The organism is Halomonas sp. 111 (assembly GCF_052379685.1).
GTDB lineage: Bacteria > Pseudomonadota > Gammaproteobacteria > Pseudomonadales > Halomonadaceae > Vreelandella > Vreelandella citrativorans.
Map to the genome: position 1 here is coordinate 99,461 of NZ_JBQSYV010000001.1, position 24,208 is coordinate 123,668.

24 protein-coding genes are annotated in these 24,208 nt (G+C 54.8%); 14 read left to right on the forward strand and 10 right to left on the reverse strand.

Annotated elements, in window-relative coordinates; all coding sequences use genetic code 11:
- Nucleotides 1–49: 49 nt before the first annotated feature.
- Entirely contained in the window at nucleotides 50–1,105 is a 1,056-nt protein-coding gene (locus ACT3T7_RS00490; protein WP_444629739.1) for a threonine aldolase family protein, read from the reverse strand.
- A gap of 178 nt (nucleotides 1,106–1,283) precedes the next feature.
- Complete coding sequence (locus tag ACT3T7_RS00495; RefSeq protein WP_444629740.1) at nucleotides 1,284–3,305, reverse strand: FAD-dependent oxidoreductase; 2,022 nt, start codon at nucleotides 3,303–3,305, stop codon at nucleotides 1,284–1,286.
- Between the two features lie 160 nt (nucleotides 3,306–3,465).
- Between ACT3T7_RS00495 and ACT3T7_RS00500 the strand changes: the two genes are divergently transcribed.
- The 5 genes from ACT3T7_RS00500 to ACT3T7_RS00520 all read left to right on the forward strand — a co-directional run bounded on the left by ACT3T7_RS00500 (nucleotide 3,466) and on the right by ACT3T7_RS00520 (nucleotide 8,284).
- Entirely contained in the window at nucleotides 3,466–4,377 is a 912-nt protein-coding gene (locus tag ACT3T7_RS00500; RefSeq protein ID WP_172116079.1) for a DMT family transporter, read from the forward strand.
- A 47-nt stretch (nucleotides 4,378–4,424) separates the two neighbouring features.
- Complete coding sequence (locus tag ACT3T7_RS00505; protein WP_172116078.1) at nucleotides 4,425–5,990, forward strand: bifunctional GNAT family N-acetyltransferase/carbon-nitrogen hydrolase family protein; 1,566 nt, start codon at nucleotides 4,425–4,427, stop codon at nucleotides 5,988–5,990.
- Nucleotides 5,980–6,261, forward strand: a complete 282-nt coding sequence (locus ACT3T7_RS00510; RefSeq protein WP_444629741.1) for a nuclear transport factor 2 family protein — start codon at nucleotides 5,980–5,982, stop codon at nucleotides 6,259–6,261. Before ACT3T7_RS00505 ends, ACT3T7_RS00510 begins: the two co-directional genes overlap by 11 nt.
- 177 nt (nucleotides 6,262–6,438) lie before the next feature.
- A complete protein-coding gene (locus ACT3T7_RS00515) occupies nucleotides 6,439–7,041 on the forward strand; it encodes a TetR/AcrR family transcriptional regulator (RefSeq protein ID WP_444629742.1) in 603 nt (200 codons plus the stop codon).
- Nucleotides 7,034–8,284: a multidrug effflux MFS transporter gene (locus tag ACT3T7_RS00520; protein WP_444629743.1), complete on the forward strand. Its 1,251-nt coding sequence runs from the start codon at nucleotides 7,034–7,036 to the stop codon at nucleotides 8,282–8,284. The genes ACT3T7_RS00515 and ACT3T7_RS00520 overlap by 8 nt, the downstream gene beginning before the upstream one ends.
- Before the next feature lie 78 nt (nucleotides 8,285–8,362).
- Here ACT3T7_RS00520 and ACT3T7_RS00525 read toward each other — a convergent pair whose 3' ends face one another.
- The 4 genes from ACT3T7_RS00525 to ACT3T7_RS00540 form a co-directional block, all read right to left on the reverse strand.
- Nucleotides 8,363–8,668: an MGMT family protein gene (locus tag ACT3T7_RS00525; protein WP_087108490.1), complete on the reverse strand. Its 306-nt coding sequence runs from the start codon at nucleotides 8,666–8,668 to the stop codon at nucleotides 8,363–8,365.
- Between the two features lie 35 nt (nucleotides 8,669–8,703).
- Complete coding sequence (locus ACT3T7_RS00530; protein ID WP_172116075.1) at nucleotides 8,704–9,312, reverse strand: FMN-dependent NADH-azoreductase; 609 nt, start codon at nucleotides 9,310–9,312, stop codon at nucleotides 8,704–8,706.
- A 170-nt stretch (nucleotides 9,313–9,482) separates the two neighbouring features.
- On the reverse strand, nucleotides 9,483–10,934 hold the full coding sequence (locus tag ACT3T7_RS00535) for an alanine/glycine:cation symporter family protein (protein ID WP_172116074.1): 1,452 nt from the start codon (nucleotides 10,932–10,934) through the stop codon (nucleotides 9,483–9,485).
- 95 nt (nucleotides 10,935–11,029) lie between these two features.
- On the reverse strand, nucleotides 11,030–11,905 hold the full coding sequence (locus ACT3T7_RS00540; RefSeq protein ID WP_444629744.1) for a LysR substrate-binding domain-containing protein: 876 nt from the start codon (nucleotides 11,903–11,905) through the stop codon (nucleotides 11,030–11,032).
- Between the two features lie 284 nt (nucleotides 11,906–12,189).
- Here ACT3T7_RS00540 and ACT3T7_RS00545 point away from each other — a divergent pair, with 284 nt between their 5' ends.
- A complete protein-coding gene (locus tag ACT3T7_RS00545) occupies nucleotides 12,190–13,140 on the forward strand; it encodes an ABC transporter substrate-binding protein (RefSeq protein WP_444629745.1) in 951 nt (316 codons plus the stop codon).
- Nucleotides 13,141–13,321: 181 nt separating this feature from the next.
- Here the strand turns inward: ACT3T7_RS00545 and ACT3T7_RS00550 are convergent, their stop codons facing one another.
- Complete coding sequence (locus tag ACT3T7_RS00550; RefSeq protein WP_444629746.1) at nucleotides 13,322–14,263, reverse strand: LysR family transcriptional regulator; 942 nt, start codon at nucleotides 14,261–14,263, stop codon at nucleotides 13,322–13,324.
- A 111-nt stretch (nucleotides 14,264–14,374) separates the two neighbouring features.
- Between ACT3T7_RS00550 and ACT3T7_RS00555 the strand changes: the two genes are divergently transcribed.
- Nucleotides 14,375–15,448 (forward strand): tartrate dehydrogenase, encoded by a 1,074-nt coding sequence (locus ACT3T7_RS00555; protein WP_193053912.1) that lies wholly within the window; start codon nucleotides 14,375–14,377, stop codon nucleotides 15,446–15,448.
- Between the two features lie 67 nt (nucleotides 15,449–15,515).
- Here the strand turns inward: ACT3T7_RS00555 and wrbA are convergent, their stop codons facing one another.
- On the reverse strand, nucleotides 15,516–16,115 hold the full coding sequence (gene wrbA / locus ACT3T7_RS00560; protein WP_087108478.1) for an NAD(P)H:quinone oxidoreductase: 600 nt from the start codon (nucleotides 16,113–16,115) through the stop codon (nucleotides 15,516–15,518).
- 346 nt (nucleotides 16,116–16,461) lie between these two features.
- Here wrbA and ACT3T7_RS00565 point away from each other — a divergent pair, with 346 nt between their 5' ends.
- The 6 genes from ACT3T7_RS00565 (at nucleotide 16,462) to ACT3T7_RS00590 (ending at nucleotide 21,859) form a co-directional block, all read left to right on the forward strand.
- Nucleotides 16,462–17,460, forward strand: coding sequence for a succinylglutamate desuccinylase (locus ACT3T7_RS00565; protein ID WP_441678250.1), 999 nt, complete (start codon nucleotides 16,462–16,464; stop codon nucleotides 17,458–17,460).
- A gap of 205 nt (nucleotides 17,461–17,665) precedes the next feature.
- Entirely contained in the window at nucleotides 17,666–18,436 is a 771-nt protein-coding gene (locus ACT3T7_RS00570; RefSeq protein ID WP_407647909.1) for an ABC transporter ATP-binding protein, read from the forward strand.
- A 14-nt stretch (nucleotides 18,437–18,450) separates the two neighbouring features.
- Nucleotides 18,451–19,152 carry an ABC transporter permease gene (locus ACT3T7_RS00575; protein WP_087108472.1) on the forward strand — a complete coding sequence of 234 codons (702 nt, stop codon included), beginning with the start codon at nucleotides 18,451–18,453 and terminating at the stop codon, nucleotides 19,150–19,152.
- A 1-nt stretch (nucleotide 19,153) separates the two neighbouring features.
- The gene (locus tag ACT3T7_RS00580) at nucleotides 19,154–19,885 is read left to right on the forward strand and encodes an ABC transporter permease (RefSeq protein ID WP_193057385.1); all 732 of its coding nucleotides are present in this window, start codon (nucleotides 19,154–19,156) and stop codon (nucleotides 19,883–19,885) included.
- Nucleotides 19,886–20,016: 131 nt separating this feature from the next.
- Entirely contained in the window at nucleotides 20,017–20,787 is a 771-nt protein-coding gene (locus ACT3T7_RS00585) for a transporter substrate-binding domain-containing protein (RefSeq protein WP_444629747.1), read from the forward strand.
- Nucleotides 20,788–21,052: 265 nt separating this feature from the next.
- Nucleotides 21,053–21,859 (forward strand): TraX family protein, encoded by an 807-nt coding sequence (locus ACT3T7_RS00590; RefSeq protein ID WP_193057386.1) that lies wholly within the window; start codon nucleotides 21,053–21,055, stop codon nucleotides 21,857–21,859.
- A 126-nt stretch (nucleotides 21,860–21,985) separates the two neighbouring features.
- Here ACT3T7_RS00590 and ACT3T7_RS00595 read toward each other — a convergent pair whose 3' ends face one another.
- Together ACT3T7_RS00595 and purE are read right to left on the reverse strand one after the other, a co-directional pair.
- The gene (locus ACT3T7_RS00595) at nucleotides 21,986–23,122 is read right to left on the reverse strand and encodes a 5-(carboxyamino)imidazole ribonucleotide synthase (RefSeq protein ID WP_444629748.1); all 1,137 of its coding nucleotides are present in this window, start codon (nucleotides 23,120–23,122) and stop codon (nucleotides 21,986–21,988) included.
- A gap of 11 nt (nucleotides 23,123–23,133) precedes the next feature.
- On the reverse strand, nucleotides 23,134–23,649 hold the full coding sequence (gene purE / locus ACT3T7_RS00600) for a 5-(carboxyamino)imidazole ribonucleotide mutase (protein ID WP_087108461.1): 516 nt from the start codon (nucleotides 23,647–23,649) through the stop codon (nucleotides 23,134–23,136).
- A gap of 212 nt (nucleotides 23,650–23,861) precedes the next feature.
- Between purE and ACT3T7_RS00605 the strand changes: the two genes are divergently transcribed.
- Nucleotides 23,862–24,134, forward strand: a complete 273-nt coding sequence (locus ACT3T7_RS00605; RefSeq protein WP_018918645.1) for an XRE family transcriptional regulator — start codon at nucleotides 23,862–23,864, stop codon at nucleotides 24,132–24,134.
- Nucleotides 24,135–24,208: the final 74 nt, after the last annotated feature.

Here is a 24,208-nt window from a genome sequence, read left to right on the forward strand (position 1 = left end):
GTGCAGCGGCGGTATAAAAAGCGATACGCCTAAAACCTCCAGAGTCTTGCTACCCAGAGTGCTGCTCAAGCGCGACGTTGACATCCGCGATCAGTAAATCCAGTAATTCAACGGTGGTATTCCAGGCACATACAAAGCGTGCCCCACCAGCGCCAATAAACGTATAGAAGGTCCACCCCTTGGCTTTTAGGGCGCTAATTGCATGGGCTGGCAACTCAACAAAGACGCTGTTTGCCTGAGCAGGAAACATCAACGACACACCAGGCAGCGCTTGCAGCCCTTCCGTTAAATATTGTGCCATTGCGTTAGCATGTTGAGCATTGGTGAGCCACGCCCCGCTCTCCAAAAGGCCCAGCCACGGCGCTGATATATAGCGCATTTTGGATGCCAACTGACCTGCTTGCTTGCAGCGATACGAAAAATCTTCTGCCAGCTCGCGATTAAAGAACAAAATCGCCTCGCCCATCGCCAAGCCATTTTTAGTCCCAGAAAAACACAGTGCATCAACGCCTACCTGCCAGGTCAGCTCGGCAGGCGTAGCATTCAAGCTGGCACAGGCATTGGCAAAGCGGGCGCCATCCATGTGTAGACGCAAATCATGCTTATCGGCAATCGCGCGAATGGCCAGCAGTTCTTCACGGGTATATACCGTTCCTACTTCGGTCGCCTGGGTCAGCGAAACCACTTTAGGTTTTGGGTAGTGAATATCGCTACGCCGCGTCACCAGCGCCTCAATCCCCTCAGGGGTAAGCTTGCCATTCGCCCCTGACGAGGTCAGCAGCTTGGCGCCATTGGAGAAGAACTCCGGGCCGCCGCACTCGTCAGTTTCAATATGCGCCAGCTCATGACAAATCACGCTATGGTAACTGCGCCCCATCGCAGAAAGCGCCAGTGAGTTAGCCGCAGTACCGTTAAAAACAAAAAACACTTCGCAGTCATAATCAAACATTTGACGAAAGCGGTTCGCCGCACGCTCGGTCCAATGGTCATTGCCATACGCCAAGTCATCAACCTGATTAGCTTCCAGCAGATACGCCATGGCTTCCGGACAAATACCAGAAGTGTTATCGCTGGCTAAAAAACGGGGGGTACACTCCGACGTCATGGCAATTATCCTTTTTCACTGACATTGTCTTTCACTGACATTGTCTTTTGCAGACACAGTTACAGCGCCAGCTGGGTGCCACTAGCGCCTTTAAACATCACGTTATGCTTAATAAGGTGATGGATCAGTCAGTCTATCGTCATTTATGGATAAGCGTCACCCGCCACTATCAACGCGGTTAAAGCTGGGCAGCCAAGCGCATTCCCTGATCAATAGCGCGCTTGGCGTCAAGCTCTGCCGCCTCATCGGCACCGCCAATGATATGAATCGGTTTACCGAGCGCTTCAAGCGGCGCCACTAAATCACTCACTGACTCCTGCCCCGCGCATACCACCACCGTATCCACACCCAGCACGCTGTCCTCGCCATCGCGGCGAATATGCAGCCCATCATCATCAATTTTAAGATACTCGCAGCCCGTTAAAGTTGAAACGCCGCGTGCCTTTAGCGAAGCCCGGTGTACCCAGCCAGTGGTTTTACCCAAGTACTTGCCAGGCTTAGAGGTTTTACGCTGTAGCATGACAATGTCACGTGAGACAGCGGGCGCCACAGGGGCTTTTAAACCGCCGCGTTCGCTAACGGCCAAGTCAACGCCCCACTCGTCGCACCAGGTATCAACATCAAGGGCCGGATGCTCTTCATGGGCCAAAAGCTCGGAAACATCAAAACCAATACCGCCTGCCCCGATAACGGCAACCCGGCGACCTACCCGCTCGGGGGATTCAACGGCATCGGCATAGCTCAGCACACTGGGGTGTTCAGCGCCGGGCAGCGACAGCGTGCGCGGGCGTACGCCGCTGGCGATGATAATATCGTCAAACTCAGCCAGCGCTTCTGGAGTGGCACGGGTGTTCAAGCGGACCTCTACCGCGTACTTTTCCAGCATGACGCGGTAGTAGCGTAGGGTTTCGTTAAACTCCTCTTTGCCAGGAATCCGACGCGCGTAATTAAACTGCCCGCCCAGCGTGTCACGCTGCTCAAACAGCACGACGTGATGGCCCCGACTGGCGGCGGTAACGGCCGTGGCAAGCCCCGCTGGCCCACCGCCCACCACGGCCACGCGTTTAGGCGTGATAGCGGGTTCAATCACAAGTTCGGTTTCATGGCAGGCGCGCGGGTTAACCAAGCAAGAGGTGAGCTTGCCTGCAAAGGTGTGATCCAGGCAGGCCTGGTTACAGGCAATACAGGTATTGATTTCATCGGCCTGCCCCGCTTCGGCTTTACGTACCCACTCAGGGTCTGCCAAAAACGGCCGCGCCATGGACACCATATCGGCGTGGCCTTCGGCCAGCACCTGTTCGGCAATCTCTGGCATATTAATCCGGTTAGTGGTGATCAGCGGCACCGAAAGCGCTGCTTTTACTCGCCGGGTCACTTCGGTAAAGGCCGCGCGTGGCACGCTAGTGACAATGGTGGGCACCCGCGCTTCATGCCAACCAATCCCGGTATTGATGATATCGGCACCCGCGGCTTCCACCGCTTGGCCAAGCGTGACGATCTCTTGCCATGTGCTGCCGTCTTCCACCAGGTCAATCATCGACAGGCGAAAAATCACCACAAAGCGCTGGCCCACTGCCGCTCGAATGCGTTTAACAATTTCCAGCGGAAAGCGAATGCGATGCTCAAAACTACCGCCCCAGGCATCGCTGCGCTGATTGGTCCGCTGGCAAATAAACTGATTAATCAGATAGCCTTCCGAGCCCATTATTTCGACGCCGTCATAACCTGCCTGTTGCGCCAGGCATGCGCAGCGCACGTAGTCGGCAATTTGCTGCTCAACGTCGTCACTACTTAGTTCACGGGGAGTAAATGGATTAATGGGTGCCTGAATTGCCGAGGGCGCCACCAATTCAGGCGAGTAGGCGTAGCGCCCCGCATGGAGAATCTGCATGCACAGGTGCCCGCCTTCCGCGTGAACAGCCTCCACCACTTGGCGATGCTCTGCCAATTGGGTCTCATCGGTTAGCGCGTTGGCGCCCTGAAACACCGCGCCTTCCGGATTTGGCGCAATCCCCCCGGTGACGATTAAACTTACCCCGGCCCGCGCACGCTCAGCATAAAAAGCCGCTAATCTTGCAAACCCATTGGGCGTCTCTTCCAGGTTGGTATGCATGGAGCCCATTAAAATGCGGTTGGGCAGCGTTAAATGGCCAATCGTAATTGGCTGGAAAAGATGCGGGTAAGCGGGTGCACGGGTCATCACGGTTCTCCTTGGCGTTATTCAAACAAGCGTATGACATCCAATCGCCGTCGTACAGCCCTTTACGACTTACCAGGGAGATCCAGAGCCATCGTTTCTCAGTCTTGCTCATTGCGTTAAAGCACGTAACATTATTCGGCTAACGATAAGGAAAACCGCTATGCCGTTGATTTACTTTTTGCCACCACTAGCCACCGTGCTGATCTGGTCGGGCAACATGACCATTAATCAGTTGACCGTAGGCGCGATTGCGCCGAGCAGCATCGCTTTTTTACGCTGGCTGTTGGCGCTAGCGGTGATGACGCCCTTCGTGCTTCCGGCCGTGCTTCGTCATCGTGCAGAAATACGCCGTAACTGGCCGAAACTCGCCTTACTGGGTCTTTTAGGTATGGGGCTATGGCAAGGGTTGGCCTATGTTGCAGCGGAAACCACAACGGCTACCAACATGGGGATTCTAGCTGCGATGGTGCCGCTTTTAACCGTACTGCTGAGTGCGCTTATCCTGCGTGAACCGCCAACCCTGGGCGGCGTTATGGGCGGCGTGCTGGCCTTTATCGGCGTCACCGTGTTGCTGGGCCGCGGTAATCCCTTATCGCTTCTTCAGCTTGAGGTTGCCCATGGCGATGCGCTAATGGTGGTGGCAGCAAGCTGCTACGCGCTCTACGGCGTTATGCTAAAGCGCTGGAAAATGAACTTACCGCCTTGGGTAATGCTCTATGCTCAGGTATGTTTTGCGGTACTGTTTTTGCTGCCGCCCTATTTGATGGGGCCAATGACGCCTGTAGATAGCCAGAACATTGGGCTTATTCTCTATGCAGGCATTCCTGCCTCCGTCATTACCACATTTTTATGGATGCGCGCGGTCCGCCAAATTGGCGCTAACCAGGCGAGCATTTTTATCAACCTGATGCCTCTGTTCAGCGCACTGATTGCCATGGCGATGCTGGGCGAGCAAGTGGCAGGCTTCCACTTTACCGGTGGACTTCTGATTCTGGCGGGCGTCATCATGGCGCAAACCTTGACGCGCCCACTGGTGGGAAACGTGTCGGTGAATAAGCCGGGCAGCGCCTAGCCATCATGTACTAGGCTGTTTTCTTTTTTATTCTGGAACCCCCTGATATGTCCCTGGAAGACCTGCATCTAAATGTGCGCAACCTGACGAGCGATGATTACGATCAGCTCAAGACATTGATGGACGCTGTCTATCATAATATTGGCGGCGCCTGGCCCCGCCACACCATCGACAAGCTGATTCAGGAGTTTCCCGACGGCCAGATCGCCATTGAAGATGACGGCAATCTGGTAGGCGTCGCGCTAACGGTTCAGGTGGATTACGACGAGTTTTCCAACCCGCATAAATATGACGACCTGATTGGCCATCGTGAGATTATTCTCAACGATGAAAATGGCGATGCGATGTACGGGCTGGATGTGCTGATTCACCCGGACTACCGCGGTTACCGCCTGGGGCGGCGCCTTTACGAAGCGCGCAAAGAGCTGTGTCGTTCGCATAACCTGCGCGCCATTTTGGCGGGCGGGCGCATTCCCGAATACTATCAGCATGCCGATGAGCTAACGCCGGCCCAGTACATCGAAAAAGTCTCTCGCAAGGAGATTTATGATCCCATTCTGTCGTTCCAACTGGCTAACGACTTCCAGGTAAAACGCCTGCTGCGCAAATACCTGCCCGAAGATGAGCAGTCCAAGGGCTACGCGACCCTGCTCGAGTGGAACAATATTCTCTTTGAGCCTGCCGAAAACGTGCTGGATACGCGCCCAACCCAAGTGCGTGTTGGCGCCGTACAGTGGCAGATGCGTGAGTTTGCCTCGGTAGAAGCCGCCCTTCAGCAGATTGAGTATTTTGTCGACGCGCTTTCAGATTACCAGAGTGACTTTGCGGTTTTTCCGGAGCTGTTTACCACCCCGCTGATGGGCTTGCAAGACCGTGCCGCTCAGCAGGACCAAATGGCGGCGATACGTTTTCTGGCAGGCTTTACCGAACGCTTTAAAACCGAACTTTCACGCATGGCGGTCTCCTACAATATCAATATTGTTGGCGGCTCAATGATTGAAGTGGGCGAAAATGACCGGCTCTACAACGTTGCCTACCTCTTCCACCGCGATGGTGAAGTCGACAAGCAAGCCAAGCTGCATATCACTCCTCAGGAGCGTCGCGATTGGGTAATCGAAGGCGGTGACAACTTGCAGGTGTTTAACACCGATGCAGGCCGCGTGGGCATTTTGATCTGCTACGACGTAGAGTTCCCGGAACTCGGCCGTCTACTGGCCGATCAGGACATGGATATCCTGTTTGTACCGTTCTGGACCGACACCAAGAATGGCTACCTGCGGGTTCGTCACTGTGGCCAGGCACGTGCCATCGAGAACGAGTGCTACGTGGTACTCTGCGGTAGCGTCGGCAACCTGCCCTCGATTGAAAACCTGGATATTCAGTACGCGCAGTCTGCCGTCTTTACCCCTTCTGACTTCGCCTTCCCCCACGATGCAGTGCTGGCGGAAACCACACCCAATACCGAGATGATTTTCTTCTCGGACCTGGATTTGACTCGCCTAACCGTGGTGCGCGCAGAGGGCTCAGTGACGAACATGAAGGATCGCCGCAAGGATCTGTTTGATCTACGCTGGCGGGACTGGTCACTGAAATCAGGTTCCATTGAAGTATAAGCGCGAACCGGAAGTACCGGATGGCAAAGCGCCTTTCGTGGATTACTTTGCAGGCTACTTCCAGGAAAACCCGGACTACCAGAGCGAGATCGTGCGTAGTGCGACCGATGGTGACCTGGTCTGGCTGCATGTTCACTCTACCAATGGTGATGAGCATCGCGGTGAGGCCGTTGTGGATATCTTCCGCGTTGAAAATGAAATGATCGTCGAGCACTGGGATGTCATCCAGTCTGTGCCGGAAGAAGCGGCCAACGACAACACAATGTTTTAAATTAGACAGCTACGTTTTAAATCGGATAGCAGTCAATTTTATTTGGCCCGAAAGGGCCTTTTTTATAAACCAAAAAAACTACCTACCGGTCGGTAGTTTTTGCATTATGATGCATCTCTTGGGTTTGGCATGTTTGACGCATGCGCCATTAAGAACTTCATGTCTGGAGAGCAAGAAATGTTACCCACAACGACACCCGCATTGCGCCGGGTGCTCAACGCAGCCGTTGCCCAGTTTGCCCAGCATGGTTATGAGGGCGCTTCATTGTCGGGAATTGCTGCCGACGCCGGTATTCGCAAAGCGTCGCTTTATTCGCATATCAAAAATAAGGACGCGCTGTTTTCGGCGGTGTTTGAAGATGCCTTGAAAGTTGAATCACAATTTGCCCAGGAATGCTTTGAGCACTCCAATACTGGGCTGCCAGGCCAGCACTATTGCGAATCGTTGTTGGTACGCTACGCCGACTCAGAGCACTTTCGGTTTCTGCTACGCACCTCGTATATTCCGCCCGAGTCGCTTTTTCATGAGCTTCAGGAAGGCTACGAAACTTACATGCAACAGCTGTTAGCAGATTTCACGACAGCGCTGCGTCGCCATGTGGGAAAGGCACTTTCCGATCAAGATGCCCTGATGCTAGGCCACGCCTACATGGGCATGGTGGATAGCCTCCACGTGGCGCTTATCTATATTGGCACCGAGCGCTTTGAGGCACGTCTCAACGCACTTGAACGCCTCATGGGCGACAGTATCGCAAGGCTTGCAGGAGAGCATCATGACTGAACAGGTCATTCGTGAGAATACTCACCAAAGTACAGTGGGTATGGCGCTGGTCATTCTGCTGGCCCTGTTGACCGCACTCGATGCCATGCCGATTGATATGTATCTGCCCGGCATGCCGATGATTGCGCAGACCTATGAGGTCTCGGCGGGCAGCGTGCAACAAACGCTATCGGTCTTTTTGGCAGGACTAGCGCTGGGGCAGTGTCTTTATGGCCCGCTGCTGGAGCGTTTTGGGCGGAGAATGCCGCTTCTGGTGGGGCTTGTAATCTTTGTGGTGGGTTCGGTGGTCGCGGCCATGGCACCCACGCTTGAATGGCTGCTCGCCGCCCGCTTTTTACAGGCCATCGGCGCGGCCGCAGGCCTGGTCGCTCCACGTGCCATTGTGGCCGATCTTTGCGATGTGAAAAGCTCTGCCAAAATCTTTTCGCTATTGATGCAAGTCATGATGATTGCACCCGTCGTGGCGCCTATGATGGGAGGCTTTCTGCTTGAGCACGGTGGCTGGCGCGGTATCTTCTGGGCGCTGGCCGGCTTGGGCGTCATCGGCTTGGCATGGAGCCTGATAGGCATTCCCGAGACGCTTGACGTTAGGCAGCGCACAGCGCTTAGCGTAGGCAGTGTTGTGCGTGGGTATCTGGCTCAGTCGCGTCGTCGGGTCTTCATGGCGTATACGGCGGCCGGTGGTTTTGTTCTGGGGTCACTTTTCACCTATATCAGCGCCGCGGCGTTTGTGTTTACCGACCATTTTGGCATGACCCCGACCCATTTCAGCTATCTGTTTGCCGCCAATTCCGTCGGGCTGATTATCGCTGGTATGCTATCCAATGCGTTGTCTGCACGCGGTATGACGCCTGCCGGGGTGACTTATCTCGGGCTTGGTATACATACACTGGCGGGGGCGCTTTTATATCTGGTCGTCACGATGGATATGGTCACGTTCGAAACGTACGTGGCGCTGCTAGCGGTTGCGATCGGCGCGCTTGGGCTGGTGTTTGGTAATTTGACCGCGCTAACCATGAACGCCGGCGGGACTCAGGCCGGTGTGGCGTCGGCGCTGATGGGTACCCTGCACTATGTGATCGCGGCGGCCGTCGGCTATATTGCCAGCCTGGCGACCCAAGGGCCTCACTTGATGCCACTAACACTTACGCTGTGTGGCGTGGCCGCTTTATTGCTCTGCCGGCTTACCGGTGCCATGACGAAAAAAGCACAGGACGTTCACCTCGATGGGGCACGTACTTAGCGCTTTTCAGAAAGGGGTAAATGACCGCACAACGAAAAAGCCGCGCAACTGCGCGGCTTCTCATTGAAATGACGTATTCTACGGCTCATCCGGCCACACCAGGTGACGCGGCACGCGGCCCTTGGCATCAAACATCACGCCTTCATCACGCAATTTCTGATGCTGACGGGTAGCACCGCCGTGGTCAGCAAGTTTAAGTGAGGCCGCAATCACCCGGTGCCAGGGAAGCTCATGACCATCGGGCAAGTGGCGCATGGCAGACCCCACCATTCGCGGTGTGGCGCCTTCGGTCATAGCGGCGATACGCCCATACGTCGTGACCCGCCCCGCCGGAATCTGATCAACAATCGTATAGATCTGCTCCAAAAGCTCGGGACGGGCCATAACGAATTCTCCGTAATTACCTCAGGCTAACGGGCTTATAGCGCTTCCACCAGCTGATCAATTGCCTGAAACGCTTCTTTTTGTGCTGCAGCACGCTGCTCTTCGCCCATGTTCAGACCTTCTGCGTACACGACATCAACATCGGTAATGCCTATCAAGCCTAGCATGCTTTTCAGGTGCGGCGTTTGGCTATCCCTGTCCGACCCCGCATACATACCACCACGGGCCGCCAGGATAATCACCCGCTTACCTTCGACGAGACCTTGTGGGCCGTTTTCTGTGTAACGGAACGTTTCGCCAGCACGCAGTACACGGTCAAACCAGGCTTTTAACTGCGAAGGAATACCCAGGTTATACATCGGTACCGCCAGGACCAACACGTCATTAGCACGCAGTTCGGCCAACAGCTCATCAGAGCGAGCAGCCAGTGCTTTCTGCTCGTCGCTGCGCTCGTCAGCCGGTGTCTGCCATGCGCCCAGTTCCGCAATATCCAGGTGAGGCAGCGCATCGGCAATCACGTCACGCTTAGTGACATCGACGCCTTCGCGGGCAGCCGCACGGCTTTGGAAGTGGTTGGCCAAGGCGATAGATTGGCCGTTTTCACCAAGTACAGAGGAGGTAACCAGCAGGGCACGAGTTGTCATTTAAAAAAAGCTCCAACGTAGGGTTAATAAGGAATTGACGCTATTTTACGATGATTTTGATTAATCAAAAGCGCAATGATATGAGTGTTACGTTCGATAAAATCGAATTATGATGATATCTATAAAAAAAACCCCGCTTTTGTATGAGCAGGGTTTTAGTTGGCTGATGATTAGTGCTTTTTAGGCCACGCCTTGGGATCAACCTTATTGGCTAACGTGGGGAATTTGCTGGGGTCAAAGGTAGGTTCTTTGCCTGCCTTCAACTGCGCCTCGTAATCACGGAACAGCGCAAAAGCAACCGGTGAAAGCAGCAGGATAGCCACCAGGTTAATAATTGCCATCATACCCATGGAAAGATCTGCAAAGTTCCAGATCGCCCCCAGACTCGCCATCGATCCCACCATGATCATCGCCAGCACCGCCAAGCGGTAAAGGAGAATCGCTACCGGCGCTCGGCGACCCGCTAAATACTCAATATTGGACTCGCCGTAAGAGTAGTTGGCAATCAAAGAAGTAAACGCGAACAGCAAGATAGCGACAGCTACAAACATGCCTCCCCAATCGCCTACGTGGCTTGAAAGCGCCATTTGGGTCAGTTGGATACCATTCGTCTCTTCACCGGCTAACAGCTCAGGCCCTGCCATAATAATAATGGCCGCCGTGGCCGTACAAATAACCAGCGTATCCAGAAACACACCCAGCATCTGAATAAAGCCCTGGGCAGCCGGATGATTAGGCCGCGTGCTGGCGGTGGCTGCCGCATTCGGCGCCGAACCCATGCCCGCCTCGTTGGAGAACAGGCCGCGTTGAATGCCGTTCATAATCGCTTGTGACACGGCATACCCCACAGCCCCACCAGCCGCTTGCTCAAGGCCAAAGGCGCTCTTCACAATGGTCATGATGGCTGCTGGGAAGTCACCGATATTAAGCCCGACCACAACAAGCGCGAGTAGCAGGTAAAGCAGAGCCATTAATGGCACCACCAGCTCCGCGACCTTGGCGATGGACTTTAAGCCACCAAAGATAATCGGCGTCACAACTACCACCAAGACTAACCCCATGGCCCAGGTGGGAACAGCAAATGCCTGCTCCATGGCCTGGGCGATGGAGTTGGCCTGTACGCTGTTAAACGCCAATCCAAACGCTACAATCAAACAGATGGAAAACAGCACGGCCAGCCAGCGCAGCCCAAGCCCACGTTCAATATAACGGGCGGGGCCGCCGCGAAAGGTGCTATCCCCATGGTCTGTTTTATAGGCCTGCGCCAAGGTAGATTCAATGAAGCTGGTCGCCATACCCACCATGGCGGTCATCCACATCCAGAAAATCGCGCCTGGGCCACCAAAATAGATCGCCACCGCCACACCTGCCAGGTTGCCGGTGCCTACGCGTGCCGCCAGGCTGGTGGAGAGTGCCTGGAATGAAGAAATTCCGTCACCTGCGTTGCGCGAGGTGCGCAGCAGTTTAAACATGTGACCGAAATAGCGCACTTGGATCGCACCGGTTCGTATCGTAAAGTAGAGGCCTGCGCCGATCAGCAAGTAGATCAGCACACTGCCCCATAACAGCCCGTTGCCGCGATCAACCAACGCGGTCAACAGTTGAGGTACCGAGAAATCCATACAACACGCCTTTTTTTAACTTATCGAAGGCGCTTCATTCTTCACGCCTGCACGAAAATGGCAAGAAAATTGGAGCATTTATTCTTAAAACGCTCCTAGGCAGCCCCAATATCTTTCGCTAACCACGCCCAGACTAAGGCTGCTTCGTCATCTACCTGCCGACGGCTGGGACGTACCAGCCAGAACTGCTCATCGCTTGGCACACTAATGGCCGGAAACGGCGTCACCAGGTCATTGCGCTGTTCCAACAAACGGTGATGAATGAGCGCGACCCCTGCGCCTTGGCTAGCTAACGCTAACGTCATCACCTGGTTATCGCATGTCATAGCACGACATTGCGTTTCCAAATGACCCACGCCCGCCGCCTGTAGCCAGCCTGACCAGCCGACACCAAAACCTACCGCGTGAAGCAATGTGTGCCCTCTTAAATCGGCAGGCGTTGTTAGCGTTGCAGCAAGCGCTGGCGAACACACTGGCAGCAGTTGTTCATCACCTAGCGAGTGCATTTCAACGCCACTCCATTCACCCCGCCCATAACGGATTTCGATATCAGCGCCCTCTACCCCATAGTCATCTGGCCAGATAGCGCTGACCAGGCGAATGGTGATGTGTGGACAGTGCTGGTAAAGAGCAGCCAAACGCGGCGCCAGCCAGGATTGCTGGAGAATCGGCGTGGCTCTTAATGTCACAGGCTGCCCGCTGGTAGCGCCAAACACCTCAGCCGTTCCTTCGCTGATCCGCGAAAAAGCATCATTGATACTGGGCAGCCAGGCTTGCCCTACAGGCGTAAGCGTTAAGCTTCGCGCATGGCGCACAAAGAGCTTTTGCCCCAACCGCTCCTCCAGCAACCGAACTCGCTGACTAATGGCCGCCTGGGTAACAGCCAACTCATTTCCAGCCGCGGTAAAGCTGAGCGTTCGCGCCGCCGACTCAAATGCCTGTAGCCATAACAGTGGCGGTAACTGACTCATGATAAATTCACCTATAAGTAAAATAAGGTCTTAGAGGCCATATTAATCATTTGCTTGAGCCATGACGAGTGCGCATCCTATCCGGGTGAGCCCCGGTCGATTTTCGTTTTCAGGACGAAGCAACCGATATTAGCGTTCGTGCCCCGTCATTACCCTTGATAGCGGCGCTCGTCACCTCCAGGGCACGTATTTGGACCGCGACATGCTCGCCTCTCGCCTGCGTGTGTTGGCACGCCACTCATAAACCGCCCCGCGCGATATAAAAACTCAGCAAGGAGATCTCAATGAAAACCTGCCTACGCCTCTCACCCAGCATGCCGTTGGTAGCCACAGCACTCTTATCCGCTGCCTTTGCGTCCACCACGCACGGCGATGATCAAACACTTGATTTTGGTGTTCCCGCTTGGCCTGGCATTACCGTAAAGACGGAAATAGCCGAACAGCTGTTAAACCCGCTGGGTTATGAAACCCGCGCGCAAGAGATTGGCCTGCAGGTGATCTATCAGGGTATGGAGAGCGGTGATATCGATGTATTTCTGGGCGCCTGGCTGCCTGCTCAGCGTGACATGTTCACCCCACGCAAAGAGTCAGGCGTGCTGATTGATGTGGCGAACAACGTTGATGGCGCGCAAATGACGCTGGCGGTGCCTACCTATATTTACGAGAGCGGCATTCAAAGTTTTGCTGACCTTGCCGAAAACCGCGACCTGTTTAACGGTCAGATTCTCAGCTTTGGCGCTGGCTCGGCGGCCAGCGAAATTCTCCATGACGCCATTGATAATGACGCTTGGGAGCTGGGTGACTGGCGCCTGGTTGATACCAGCGAAATCGCCATGCTGTCCGCCGCTCGCGATGCTATCGAGCGTGAACAAGCGGTGGTCTGGGTCGGCTGGACTCCTCACTGGATGAACCTTGAGTTACCCATGCGTTACTTGGAGGATCCAGATAACCTGTTCGGTGAAAACAACGGTGAAAGTGAGGTACTTACCGTGCTGCGCGCCGACTATGCTGAAGCCAACCCCAATATCACTACGTTTTTTGAGCAGTTCAGCTTCACCGCTGACGAACAAAGCTGGATGATCCAAGCGTTTGGCCAAGACGAGCGTGCGCTTTCCGAGGTAGCCCAGGAGTGGATCAGCAATCACCCCGAGCGGGTAGAAGCCATGCTTACCGATGTAACGAACACCGACGGCGAACCCGCTTGGCCAATTATTAAAGCGCAGCTTACGTTATAAGTGCGCATCTTATGCCAACGCATCGCAACCATTTAACGTAGCAAGGATGCGCCGCGGCCCTCCCCGGTCGCGGTGCTCGCCTCGCCAAAGGCCTTGCTACATACCCAGAACTGAGTCCCTAACAAGATACTTATTTTATCCAATGGTTTCTGACCGAGCGTGTCAGTGCGTGATGAGCCGGTCACCGTCGTTCATCGAGACCGAGGCCTGGCAACGGCGGCACTCGCCCGCTTATGTCACGCTGCACATGCTCAATAAATGCGCGTAACCGCGTGGGCACATGGCGGCGCTGCTCAAATACCGCATAAAAGTCGGCCCGCACGCCCTGCCATTCAGGCAGCAGCGGCACCAGCGCCCCACTGGCCAAGTGCTCGTTTACGTCCCACCAGGAGCGCATCATTATCCCGTGTCCGTCCAGGGCCAACCGAGTTATGACTTCTCCATCGTTACTGGCCAGCCGCCCACTCACCTTCACTGACTGAACACACCCAGGGTCATTACAGCGCTCAAAACGCCAAAGGGGAAAGTCCGTATCGTTTTCACGAATCACCAGGCATGCCTGGCGCACAAGGTCGCCAGGCGCGTTCAATGGTGCCATACGGGCGATATAACCAGGCGCAGCACACAGCACTCGGCGATTGGGCAAAATTGGCCGAGCAATCAAACGGGAATCCGGCGGCTCACCAATCCGTATACCGACATCAAAGCCGTGATCGCTCAGGTTAAGCGGGAAATTGGTGAGCTCCAGCCATCCCTCAACCGCTGGGTGCATTGCACAAAAGGTGGAGAGCAGCGGCGCAATGTGCTGCCGACCAAAACCAAAGGTGGCATTAACCCGCAGCCGTCCGCTAAGCCCATGCTTATGTGTGTCGTTGAGAGAGTTCTCAAGCTCCCCCAACTCATCCAGAATCAGCGCCCCGCGGGAGAGATAACGTTCGCCTTCTGCCGTGAGTGTCAGCCGCCGAGTAGTGCGTGCGGCAAGCTCCACGCCCAACCGCGCCTCTAGCTGCTTTAAGCGCTTGCTCACCGCCGACAGCGAAAGCCCCAGTTCACGCGCCGTTCCTGTCAAACTTCCTGCACGTGCTAACTGCTGAAAAAATGCAAGATCGTCTAGCGCCGACATGGATTCTCCACTTTCAGGCAACAATAGCTTGAATAGTAGCCTGATTATTATCACTCAGATAGCGGCTACACTGCGTTCATCGCTCATCTTTTTTAATAACAAGGAATCCAAATGGCCCACCGTATTGCAGTGATCGCTGGCGACGGCATTGGTACCGAAGTCATGCCCGAAGGTATTCGCGCCCTTGAAGCCGCAGCCAAGCGCTTTAATATCGACCTTGAGTTCACGACCTTTGAATTTGGCAGCTGCGACTACTACCTGGAGCACGGCCAAATGATGCCGGACGACTGGTTTGAACAGCTAAAAGGGTTCGATGCGCTGTTTTACGGCGCGGTCGGCTGGCCCGACAAAGTGCCCGACCATATTTCCCTTTGGGGCTCGCTGCTGCAGTTTCGCCGCCAGTTCGACCAGTACATCAACCTGCGCCCTTGCAAGTTAATGCCCGGTATTAAAAGCCCGCTTGCTGGGCGTGAACCGGGCGATATCGACTTTTACGTGGTGCGCGAAAACACCGAGGGCGAATACTCAAGCATCGGCGGCAAGATGTTTGAAGGCACCGAGCGCGAAATTGTCATCCAGGAAACCGTGATGTCGCGTACAGGTGTTGACCGCGTGCTTAAGTACGCGTTTGATCTGGCACAAACCCGCCCGCGTAAAAAGCTCACCTCGGCCACCAAATCCAACGGTATCTCTATCACCATGCCCTACTGGGACGAGCGCGTGCTGGAAATGGCCAAGCAGTATCCGGAGATTGATGTCGATAAATTCCATATTGATATTCTGACCGCCAACTTTGTACTGCATCCGGACTGGTTTGACGTGGTCGTCGGCAGCAACCTGTTTGGCGATATCCTTTCCGACCTGGGGCCAGCATGTACCGGCACTATCGGCATTGCCCCTTCGGCCAACATTAACCCCGAAGGCAAATTCCCCAGCCTGTTTGAACCGGTACACGGCAGCGCACCGGATATTGCAGGCAAAGGTATCGCCAACCCAATTGGTCAAATTTGGTCTGGTGCCATGATGCTTGAGCACCTGGGCTATAAAGAAGCCGCTGATGCGATGGTGACGGCCATTGAAGACGTGCTTCGCGAAGGTGACAGCCAAGTGGTCACCCGTGATGTTGGCGGCCAAGGCACCACGGAAAGCCTGGGCCGCGCGATTGCCAAACGTTTAAGCCAGTAATCCCTTCGCCATAGGAAAGCCACCCCGCAGATAATTATCGACGGGGTGGCTTTTTATTGGCGGTTGGTTACTCCGCCAGCTTCGCAGCAATTTTTGCAACGTGCTCGCCCTGAAAGCGCGCAAGCTTCAGTTCACGCTCGCTTGGCTGGCGGGAGCCGTCACTACCTGCCAAAGTCGCCGCTCCGTAAGGGTTACCGCCGCTGACTTCGGAAATATCAAACTGCTCTTCAATGCCATAACCGACGGGCACAATCACCATGCCGTGGTGGGCAAGCGTCGTCCACGTGGAGGTAATCGTCATCTCATCGCCACCGCCGGTACCTGTTGAGGTAAACACACTCGCCACTTTGCCACGCAAGGTGCCGTTAGCCCATAAGCCGCCGGTTTGGTCAAAAAAGGTGCGCATTTGGCCGGTCATATTGCCAAAGCGGGTTGGGGTACCAACAATAATCGCATCGTAATCGGCCAGTTCCTGGGGAGTCGCTTCGGGCGTATCGTAATCCTGCTTACCGCCGGCATTTTTGAAAGCATCTGCGGGCATGGTTTCAGGTACTCGCTTAACGGTTACCTCTACGCCTTCAACTTTCCTTGCCCCTTCTGCAACGGCCTTGGCCAAAGTATCAACATGCCCATACATGGAATAGTAAAGTACCAGTACCTTTGTCATTGCTTACTCCTTTGGACTGCGTTTTAGCTACGTTAATGGCATTCCGGTTAGGGAATGACTACAACATAGCCTAGCCTGCAGCAGCGAAAAGCGAATGTTTTCCCCTGCTCTCTTCGATTTTCACCTTACGCTGATACAAAGCAGCGGCTGGTTCCTCGCATTGAATCCTAAAAGTGCGCGGCAAAGCGCCCTTCCTATTAAAACGCCCACTCACCGTGAGCGTTTTAGGTACCGTCTTACACTCGAGCGCCCGCCATTTTCATAACCACGACGCTAATGCTTGCTCACGTTTTTGAGCATGTTAAAGATAGCGTGTGAATTTCCAACCAATAACAAGAGGCCGATAATGCTGAATCACTGGCTTGACTGGACCCTTGATGGGCACCCTCCCGTACAGCGTAGCGGCCAATTTCCAAGCGGTACTTATCGGTTTCATGCCCCCGGCATTATGGAGCTTATCCCCCATACGCCGCAGCCAGAGGCCTATGCCTGCGTTTTTTCAGCGGCGATTCATGGCAACGAAACGGCCCCGGTTGAACTACTCGGTGAGTGGCTAAGCGCCCTGGAAGCAGGCACTACCCCACTGGGTGCTCCCGTACTGGTCATCCTTGGTAATATCCCCGCCCTACGCGCTCAGCAACGGTTTATAGCAACCAACCTTAACCGCCTCTTTAAGCGTAATTTAACGGGCAGCGGTGAGGAGCCAGAACGCGCACGTGAACTAATGGCTGCGGTAGACCAATTTTATGAAACTCATGCCGCGCGGCCCAGGTTGCACTACGACTTGCACACCGCCATTCGTGAAAGCCTCTACCCGATTTTTGTTGTCGAGCCGTTTGCTAACACTGCAACCCTGCCGGAGCAGTGGCAGTGGCTTGCGGCTGCGGGCATGCAGGCCGTGCTTCATCAACACCAGACAAGCTGGACCTTCTCGCACTACAGCAAGCATTACCATGGCGCTCAAGCGTTTACTTTTGAGCTAGGCCGCGTCGCCCCTTTCGGGCAAAATGACAGGGCATCGCTAATCCCCATGGGCGCGCTGCTTACGTCGCTCAGCAAAGGCGAAACGCCTGCCCAGCAAGACCCCGCGAGCATGGTATTCTTTCAGGTAGAGCATGAGCTTAAGCGCCAAGCGGAGGACTTTACGCTCTACGTTGATGCTGACATGCCCAACTTCAGCCGTTTTGAGCCCGGCACGCGTTTGGCCCAGGATAGCGTGGCAGGCGATTTCGTGGTGGGCGAGACGCCGCTACATGTCGTATTTCCTAATGCCAACGTGGCGTTGGGTGCGCGGGCGGCGCTTTTGGTGGTCCCGGCTCACTCCTCAAGTCAAACCGCAAAATAAGTTTAATAGTTATTTAATAACAACAACATGGAGATAATATCGAGGCACACGCGTATCACTTACGGCCACCTTCCTACATTTATCGTATAAGGAAAGCACGCATTTTTCGCTGAGCCTGATAGAATCGCCACTTTTTTCGCGCCAGCCGCATTTAGCCTACGTTAACTCAACACGTTGCTACCGCGGCAACTTTGTACTGGAGCCTATGTTTATGGCCGCTACTCCCCTGGAAGTGCGTAATATTAAAAAGCGCTTCGGCGATACGGAAGTTCTGAAAGGCCTTTCACTCGAAGCCCAAAAAGGTGATGTCATCACGCTAATTGGCGCTTCAGGGTCGGGTAAAAGTACCTTTCTGCGCTGTATGAACCTGTTAGAGCAGCCGGATGAGGGCGAGATTATCCTTCACGGCGACCCGATACGCTTTAAGGTGACCCGGCACGGACGCGAGCCAGCCGATTGGAAACAGGTTGTCCAAATGCGTGCCAAGCTTTCCATGGTGTTTCAGAATTTCAATCTCTGGGCACACATGACGCTGCTTGAAAATATAATTGAAGCGCCTATCCATGTGCTCGGCCTTCCTAAAAAAGAGGCGATCGAACAAGCCCACGCGCTGCTTGAGCGTGTGGGGCTAACCGCCCGCGCCAACGCCTACCCGGCGCAAATGTCAGGTGGCCAGCAGCAGCGCGGCGCGATTGCTCGGGCACTGGCCATGAACCCAGAGGTTATGCTGTTTGATGAGCCGACCTCGGCGCTGGACCCGGAGCTTGTCGGCGACGTACTGAAAGTCATGCGCGACCTGGCCAATGAAGGGCGTACCATGGTGGTGGTTACCCATGAGATGAGTTTTGCTCGCGATGTCTCAAGCAAGGTGATCTATCTTCACCAGGGCTTGGTAGAGGAAGCCGGGGCGCCAGATGATGTATTAGGCAACCCCCAATCGTCCCGACTGAAACAGTTTCTTACTCCTAACTACTGATCTGCGAGGCGACCATGCTGGATTTGCAAGGGTACGGCCCCCGTTTGATCGAAGGTGCCGGGGTCACCGTTCAACTAGCGGTTTTATCGCTACTGTTAGCCATCGCGCTAGGCCTTCTCACCGCCACAGCCAAGATGTCGCGCCACTGGCTATTGCACGGCACGGCAACCGTTTACACGACGCTGATTCGCGGCGTGCCAGACCTTGTCTTGATGATGCTGCTGTTTTACGGCGGCCAAATCGGTGTTAACGCGATTAGTGATATTCTTTACTACAGCTACGACATTGATATTTACATTAATTTCAACGCCTTTGCCGCGGGCGTACTGACCATTGGCTTCATTTTTGGTGCCTATATGGGCGAGACCTTCCGGGGCGCTTTTATGGCCGTCGATAACGGTCAAATTGAGGCAGGCAAAGCCTACGGGATGAGCAGCGCACTGGTCTTTCGCCGCATTCGTTTCCCGCAAATGATGCGCCATGCGCTGCCCGGGCTCTCCAATAACTGGATGGTGCTGCTGAAAACCACCGCGCTCGTCTCGGTAATCGGCCTGACCGATATGGTTCGCGTGGCCGCTGAAGCCTCCCGAGCGACTCATGAGCCGTTTGTGTTTTTAATCCCTGTAGCCGTTGCCTATCTGTTGATTGCCAGCGTCTCCGAGTGGATTTTTGCCCGGCTACAAAAGCGCTACGACATCGGCTTTGGAGAGCAGTGACATGCTAGATATTTCCGCATGGTTTAATGACCTTTTGTCCGGCAATCTGATCTTCACCCCCACTACAATGGGCTACTACTGGACAGGGCTTGTCACCACCACACAGCTGGTGTTTCTGTCGCTGGTAATCGGGCTGGTGCTGGCGGTGCCGCTTGCCATTATGCGCAGCTCACGGCGTAAATGGATCAGCCTGCCCGTGTATGCCTATACCTACGTGTTTCGTGGCACGCCGCTGCTGGTCCAACTGTATATTATTTACTATGGCGTGGTGTTTTTTGATGGCATCCAGGAAAGCTTTTTGTGGCCGATCTTCCGTGAGGCCTTCTACCCTGCACTGATCGCCTTCACCCTTAACACGGCGGCTTATACCACAGAGATTTTCCGGGGTGCTATCAAGGCAACGTCCAAGGGTGAAATTGAAGCGGCACGCGCTTACGGCATGTCCCAAAGCCTGATGATGCGCCGGATCATTATCCCCAGCGCATTTCGTCGCGCTCTGCCCGCCTACGGCAATGAAGTGATTTTCATGCTTCATGCCAGCGCGATAGCCAGCGTGGTCACCTTAATGGACCTGACCGGAGCGGCTCGCTATGTCTATTCGCGGTTCTATACGCCGTTTGAGCCCTTCCTGTTTGTCGCGGCTATTTACCTGTGCTTAACGTTTGCCATTCTGTTTTTCTTCCGCTTTTTAGAGAAGAAATTACTTGCGCACTTAAAGCCACAAACCCCGTAAACGGTTCGATGACGAGCGAACGTCAAACAAACGTTGGTTCACAGGGCGTTTTCCTCTTTCCGCCGGCCCCAACCTGGGTTACGTTAAAGAGGATCACCTCGGGTGAACCTGTTTTACAACGGAGTTAAATAATGAAAAAGTTGCTATCAGTTTCTTTAATTGGTTTGGCTGTTGCTGCGGCCTCTTCCGCCCAGGCACGTGATTATGATCAGGTGCGTATTGGTGTTGATGTACCTTATGTCCCAATGGAATTCCGCACCCCTGAAGGCGACCTGACCGGTTTTGATATCGAGCTGGGCAACGCCATGTGTGAAGAGATCGGCGTGACCTGCGAGTGGATCGAGCAGGAGTGGGACGGCATTATTCCGGGTCTTCTGTCACGCAACTACGACGCCGTCATGTCCTCCATGACCATCAACGATGAGCGTCGCCAGCAGGTGCTGTTCTCTGACCCCTACATCACCATGCCGTCTGCCTGGTTTGCCGCAAGCGACCTGGATATCGACGAAGCCAATGAAGAAACCCTTGAAGGCCTGACCATCGGCGTTCAACGCGGCACACTTCAGGACAACTACGTCACAGATAACTACGGCAGCGTGGCCGATATCAGCCGCTACTCCACCGCCGATGATATGGTGCTGGACATGGACGCGCAGCGTCTGGATATCGTCTTCCTCGACTTCCCAATCGGCCAGTCAACGTTGGTTGAAAACGAAGACGCCAACTACACCATTGTGGGCGAAAAAATCACTGAGCCTAAAGAGTACTTTGGTGACGGCTTTGGTATCGCCTTCCGCCAGCGTGATGAAGCGCTTGCTGAAAAATTCAACGAAGCCCTCGCAACGCTTCAAGAAAACGGTACCTACGATGAGATTCACGCTCGCTACTTTGGCGAAGAGTAATCACATAACGTAGTGACTGCCCCATCACCCTGGCCTTTGCCGGGGTGATTTATTTATGCCCTTGCCTTTTTTTCTCCTTTCATCAGCGGCTTAAAAACCAGGTACGCAGGCCCATTAACAAGTACGCTGCCCCTTGGAATGAACCAGGTCAGCGTGAAAGAGTCTCTGTATCATTCTCCATGTGCATATAGCCGATATAACCCATATAGCGATGAAACGTCATTTCGCTATCACCGTAATTTAGTCATAAAAACAGGGAGGTTTTATGGCAGCAACCCTTAGCGCCACACCAGACATCGACCGACGCCCGTCTTCCTACTGGACAGGCTGGGGCCAGTGGCTCGCGCTCATTACCATGACGGTAGACCACCTTACCCGCTATGTACTGCCTGGGGATTTTAGCTGGGCAGGCTCCTCTATTGGCCGGATTGCCTTTCCGCTGTTTGCCGCCATGGTCGCCTGGCACGGGCTGTTTAATACCCGTAACCCAATGCGCTATTCACGGCGTATTCTGGTTATCGGACTGGTAGCGCAACTCCCCTATATGATGATGCCACGCGCATCGGATGCGTTGATTTTTAACGTCTGCTTTACGCTGGCCAGTGGCCTGGCCTTGGGCACACTGGCGCGCCAAGGCTGGCAGCACTACCAACAGCAAACGCTGGGGTTTGGCTGGCTGCTGTTGGGCACAGCGGTGGGCGTCACGGTATGGTACCTGCTCGGTTTCTGGGTGGAGTACGGCCACAACGGTCTACTGTTGATTCCGCTATTCATGTTTGCCATGCATTCACTTAGCCAAGCGGGCACCCATTTTCAGGCGCGACTTTGGGCAGGCTTAGCCGCCTTTCCCGTACTCTGGGTTGCCGGACAAATGAACGCCTCGGATATGGCAAAATCGTTTACGGTGGGCACCTGTGTCGTGGTCCTGATACTGGCTGCTGGCTTGGCTCAACGCGTGCCTGTGGTAACGTTTGCCATGCCTCGCAGGCTTTGGTTGGCCTGGTACCCTGGGCACTTTGCGTTAATCGCGCTGTGGCTATTGCTGAGCGGGCGTATTGTGCTGGGTTGGTAAACGTTCAAGCTGGTTCGAGAGACTTTAAACAGAGCTTAAAACGGTCTTAAAAAAGAGCTTAACACCGGAATAAAAAAAGGCGCCTTACATCGTGGGGCGCCTTTTCAGTGACTTATTAACGCTTATCTATAATGAGCGCTCAAAACTCCACTCAACCGCCGGCGCATCAGGTATCAGTGCCTGGCAGGCGCGCACCTTTTCCAGCAGTTCAGCGTGGGTAGCCGCCACCACGTTAACGTGGGCCAGCTTGCGCCCTGCCCGCTCGGCTTTGTCGTAGCGGTGCATATGGGTATTGGCAAGCTTGAGCATGGCCACGTTGTCGCCTTCCTGGCCAATCACATTGACCATACAGGTGGGCGCAATGGCCGCCGTGCTGCCAAGCGGTAATCCTTGAACCGCGCGTAGATGGTTCTCGAACTGGCTGGTAACCGCTCCATCCATCGTCCAATGGCCGGAGTTATGCACGCGTGGCGCCATCTCGTTAGCCAGCAGGCTGCCGTCGCGGGTTTGGAACAGCTCAAGCGCCAGCACGCCCACGTAATCCAGCTCATCCAGCAGCGCACGAATATACGTATCAGCCGTTTGCTGCACCTGGGCGTCCAGGTCGGGCAGCGGCGCCACCGAGTAACGCAGAATGCCGCCTACGTGCTGGTTTTCCGCCATGGGGTAGAAAACCACCTCGCCATCGCGACCGCGTACAGCAATCATCGAAACTTCGCGAACAAAATCCACAAACGCTTCAACGATCAGCTGCGTATGGCCAATGCTCTGCCAAGCGTTAGCCGCCTCTTCTGGCGCTTTTAAAACCGCCTGACCTTTGCCGTCGTAACCTTCCGTGACGGACTTTGCCACCACCGGGCAGCCAAGCTCGCGAGCGGCCGCTTCCAGTTGCTCTGCGCTCTCAACCACACGGTAAGCAGGCGTCGGGATGTTCAAGCGATCAAACAAGGTTTTCTCTTCAACCCGGTTTTGGCAGACCTCGATCGCTCGGCTGCTCGGATACACCGGCTTGTGCTTTTCGATCTCCTGCACAAGCGTCACCGGCAGATGCTCGAACTCGTAAGTCACGACATCCACCTTGGCGAGAAACTCAGCCAAGTGCTGATTATCCGGGTCGACAATGACCTCGCCGATGCCCGCACTTGGGTTACCTGTGGTATCCAGGAACGTAAACCGATTGCCTAGCGGGTAGCCCGCCAGCGCCAGCATACGTCCCAGTTGGCCTGCGCCTAAAACGCCGATGTTTGTCGTACCAGAGTTCATGGGGGCTCCTTTTACTCAGCATCCGGCGCGGGGCGCGGGTCCGGGTTATCCAGTACCAGTTGAGTCTGCTCTGCACGGAAGGCCTCAACCGCGTTACGCACAGCGCTATCCTGAAGGCCCACAATCTGTGCGGCCAGCAGGCCCGCGTTGGTCGCACCGGCCTTACCAATCGCCAGTGTGCCTACGGCGATACCGCCGGGCATCTGCGCAATCGAGAGCAGTGAATCAAGGCCTTTAAGCGCTTTGGACTCAACCGGCACACCCAGTACCGGCAGCGGCGTTTGTGAGGCCACCATACCGGGCAGGTGGGCGGCACCGCCTGCACCGGCCACAATTACCTGTAAACCGCGCTCAGCGGCACTTTTCGCATAGTCGAACAACAGGTCAGGCGTTCGGTGGGCAGAGACCACACGCGTTTCATAGGCAACGCCTAAGCGCTCCAGCATCGTCACCGCATGCTCCATCACCGGCCAATCCGATTTGGACCCCATAATGACGCCCACTTTGGGTGCGCTATTCGACGACATGCCATTTCTCCCCGGCCAGTGGCCATATAAAAAAACGATAAAGTACCGCACGCCAGAAGCAGCCGTGCACGCTAAAATAAGGCACATAGTTTACCAGAGCCAAGCCGCAAGCGGGTGTTCGCAAGTGTCGCGAAATTTTCATCAAATTAAATATTGAAATGCACCTGCGTTGGCGGCATTGTGTCCTTGTCATTTCAGACTGATGGAGTCTCATGAGTACGGCATACTCAACTGCTCACGCAGAAACGCTGGATCCTCCGCGAAGCAGCCCTGACCTCGATGTCAGGGAATTAGAAAAACGCACGCGCCTAATGCGCATTATCACGCGTTTAATTGCAGTATCAGATCTAGGAAGCCGGGAAATTGCCCGCCAGGCAGGGCTTCCAGTACAGAAGATTAGCGACTTGCTCGCCGGCAGGCTTGAGCACCTGAACATTGACGAGCTCAATGTTCTGCGCCGCACGTTAGAGCTGGAGGCGCCATAGGAGCAGCCATTAGCCCTTTAAACCACGAACGCCTCGCTTAAGCGAGGCGTTTTTGTATGGTTTTGGCTCATTAT

Bases quoted from the DNA above. Each gene is read 5' to 3' on its own strand.
- ACT3T7_RS00490 (WP_444629739.1), bottom strand. From the start codon at position 1,105: ATGACGTCGGAGTGTACCCCCCGTTTTTTAGCCAGCGATAACACTTCT.
- ACT3T7_RS00495 (WP_444629740.1), bottom strand. From the start codon at position 3,305: ATGACCCGTGCACCCGCTTACCCGCATCTTTTCCAGCCAATTACGATT.
- ACT3T7_RS00500 (WP_172116079.1), top strand. From the start codon at position 3,466: ATGCCGTTGATTTACTTTTTGCCACCACTAGCCACCGTGCTGATCTGG.
- ACT3T7_RS00505 (WP_172116078.1), top strand. From the start codon at position 4,425: ATGTCCCTGGAAGACCTGCATCTAAATGTGCGCAACCTGACGAGCGAT.
- ACT3T7_RS00515 (WP_444629742.1), top strand. From the start codon at position 6,439: ATGTTACCCACAACGACACCCGCATTGCGCCGGGTGCTCAACGCAGCC.
- ACT3T7_RS00520 (WP_444629743.1), top strand. From the start codon at position 7,034: ATGACTGAACAGGTCATTCGTGAGAATACTCACCAAAGTACAGTGGGT.
- ACT3T7_RS00525 (WP_087108490.1), bottom strand. From the start codon at position 8,668: ATGGCCCGTCCCGAGCTTTTGGAGCAGATCTATACGATTGTTGATCAG.
- ACT3T7_RS00530 (WP_172116075.1), bottom strand. From the start codon at position 9,312: ATGACAACTCGTGCCCTGCTGGTTACCTCCTCTGTACTTGGTGAAAAC.
- ACT3T7_RS00535 (WP_172116074.1), bottom strand. From the start codon at position 10,934: ATGGATTTCTCGGTACCTCAACTGTTGACCGCGTTGGTTGATCGCGGC.
- ACT3T7_RS00540 (WP_444629744.1), bottom strand. From the start codon at position 11,905: ATGAGTCAGTTACCGCCACTGTTATGGCTACAGGCATTTGAGTCGGCG.
- ACT3T7_RS00545 (WP_444629745.1), top strand. From the start codon at position 12,190: ATGAAAACCTGCCTACGCCTCTCACCCAGCATGCCGTTGGTAGCCACA.
- ACT3T7_RS00550 (WP_444629746.1), bottom strand. From the start codon at position 14,263: ATGTCGGCGCTAGACGATCTTGCATTTTTTCAGCAGTTAGCACGTGCA.
- ACT3T7_RS00555 (WP_193053912.1), top strand. From the start codon at position 14,375: ATGGCCCACCGTATTGCAGTGATCGCTGGCGACGGCATTGGTACCGAA.
- wrbA (WP_087108478.1), bottom strand. From the start codon at position 16,115: ATGACAAAGGTACTGGTACTTTACTATTCCATGTATGGGCATGTTGAT.
- ACT3T7_RS00565 (WP_441678250.1), top strand. From the start codon at position 16,462: ATGCTGAATCACTGGCTTGACTGGACCCTTGATGGGCACCCTCCCGTA.
- ACT3T7_RS00570 (WP_407647909.1), top strand. From the start codon at position 17,666: ATGTTTATGGCCGCTACTCCCCTGGAAGTGCGTAATATTAAAAAGCGC.
- ACT3T7_RS00575 (WP_087108472.1), top strand. From the start codon at position 18,451: ATGCTGGATTTGCAAGGGTACGGCCCCCGTTTGATCGAAGGTGCCGGG.
- ACT3T7_RS00580 (WP_193057385.1), top strand. From the start codon at position 19,154: ATGCTAGATATTTCCGCATGGTTTAATGACCTTTTGTCCGGCAATCTG.
- ACT3T7_RS00585 (WP_444629747.1), top strand. From the start codon at position 20,017: ATGAAAAAGTTGCTATCAGTTTCTTTAATTGGTTTGGCTGTTGCTGCG.
- ACT3T7_RS00590 (WP_193057386.1), top strand. From the start codon at position 21,053: ATGGCAGCAACCCTTAGCGCCACACCAGACATCGACCGACGCCCGTCT.
- ACT3T7_RS00595 (WP_444629748.1), bottom strand. From the start codon at position 23,122: ATGAACTCTGGTACGACAAACATCGGCGTTTTAGGCGCAGGCCAACTG.
- purE (WP_087108461.1), bottom strand. From the start codon at position 23,649: ATGTCGTCGAATAGCGCACCCAAAGTGGGCGTCATTATGGGGTCCAAA.
- ACT3T7_RS00605 (WP_018918645.1), top strand. From the start codon at position 23,862: ATGAGTACGGCATACTCAACTGCTCACGCAGAAACGCTGGATCCTCCG.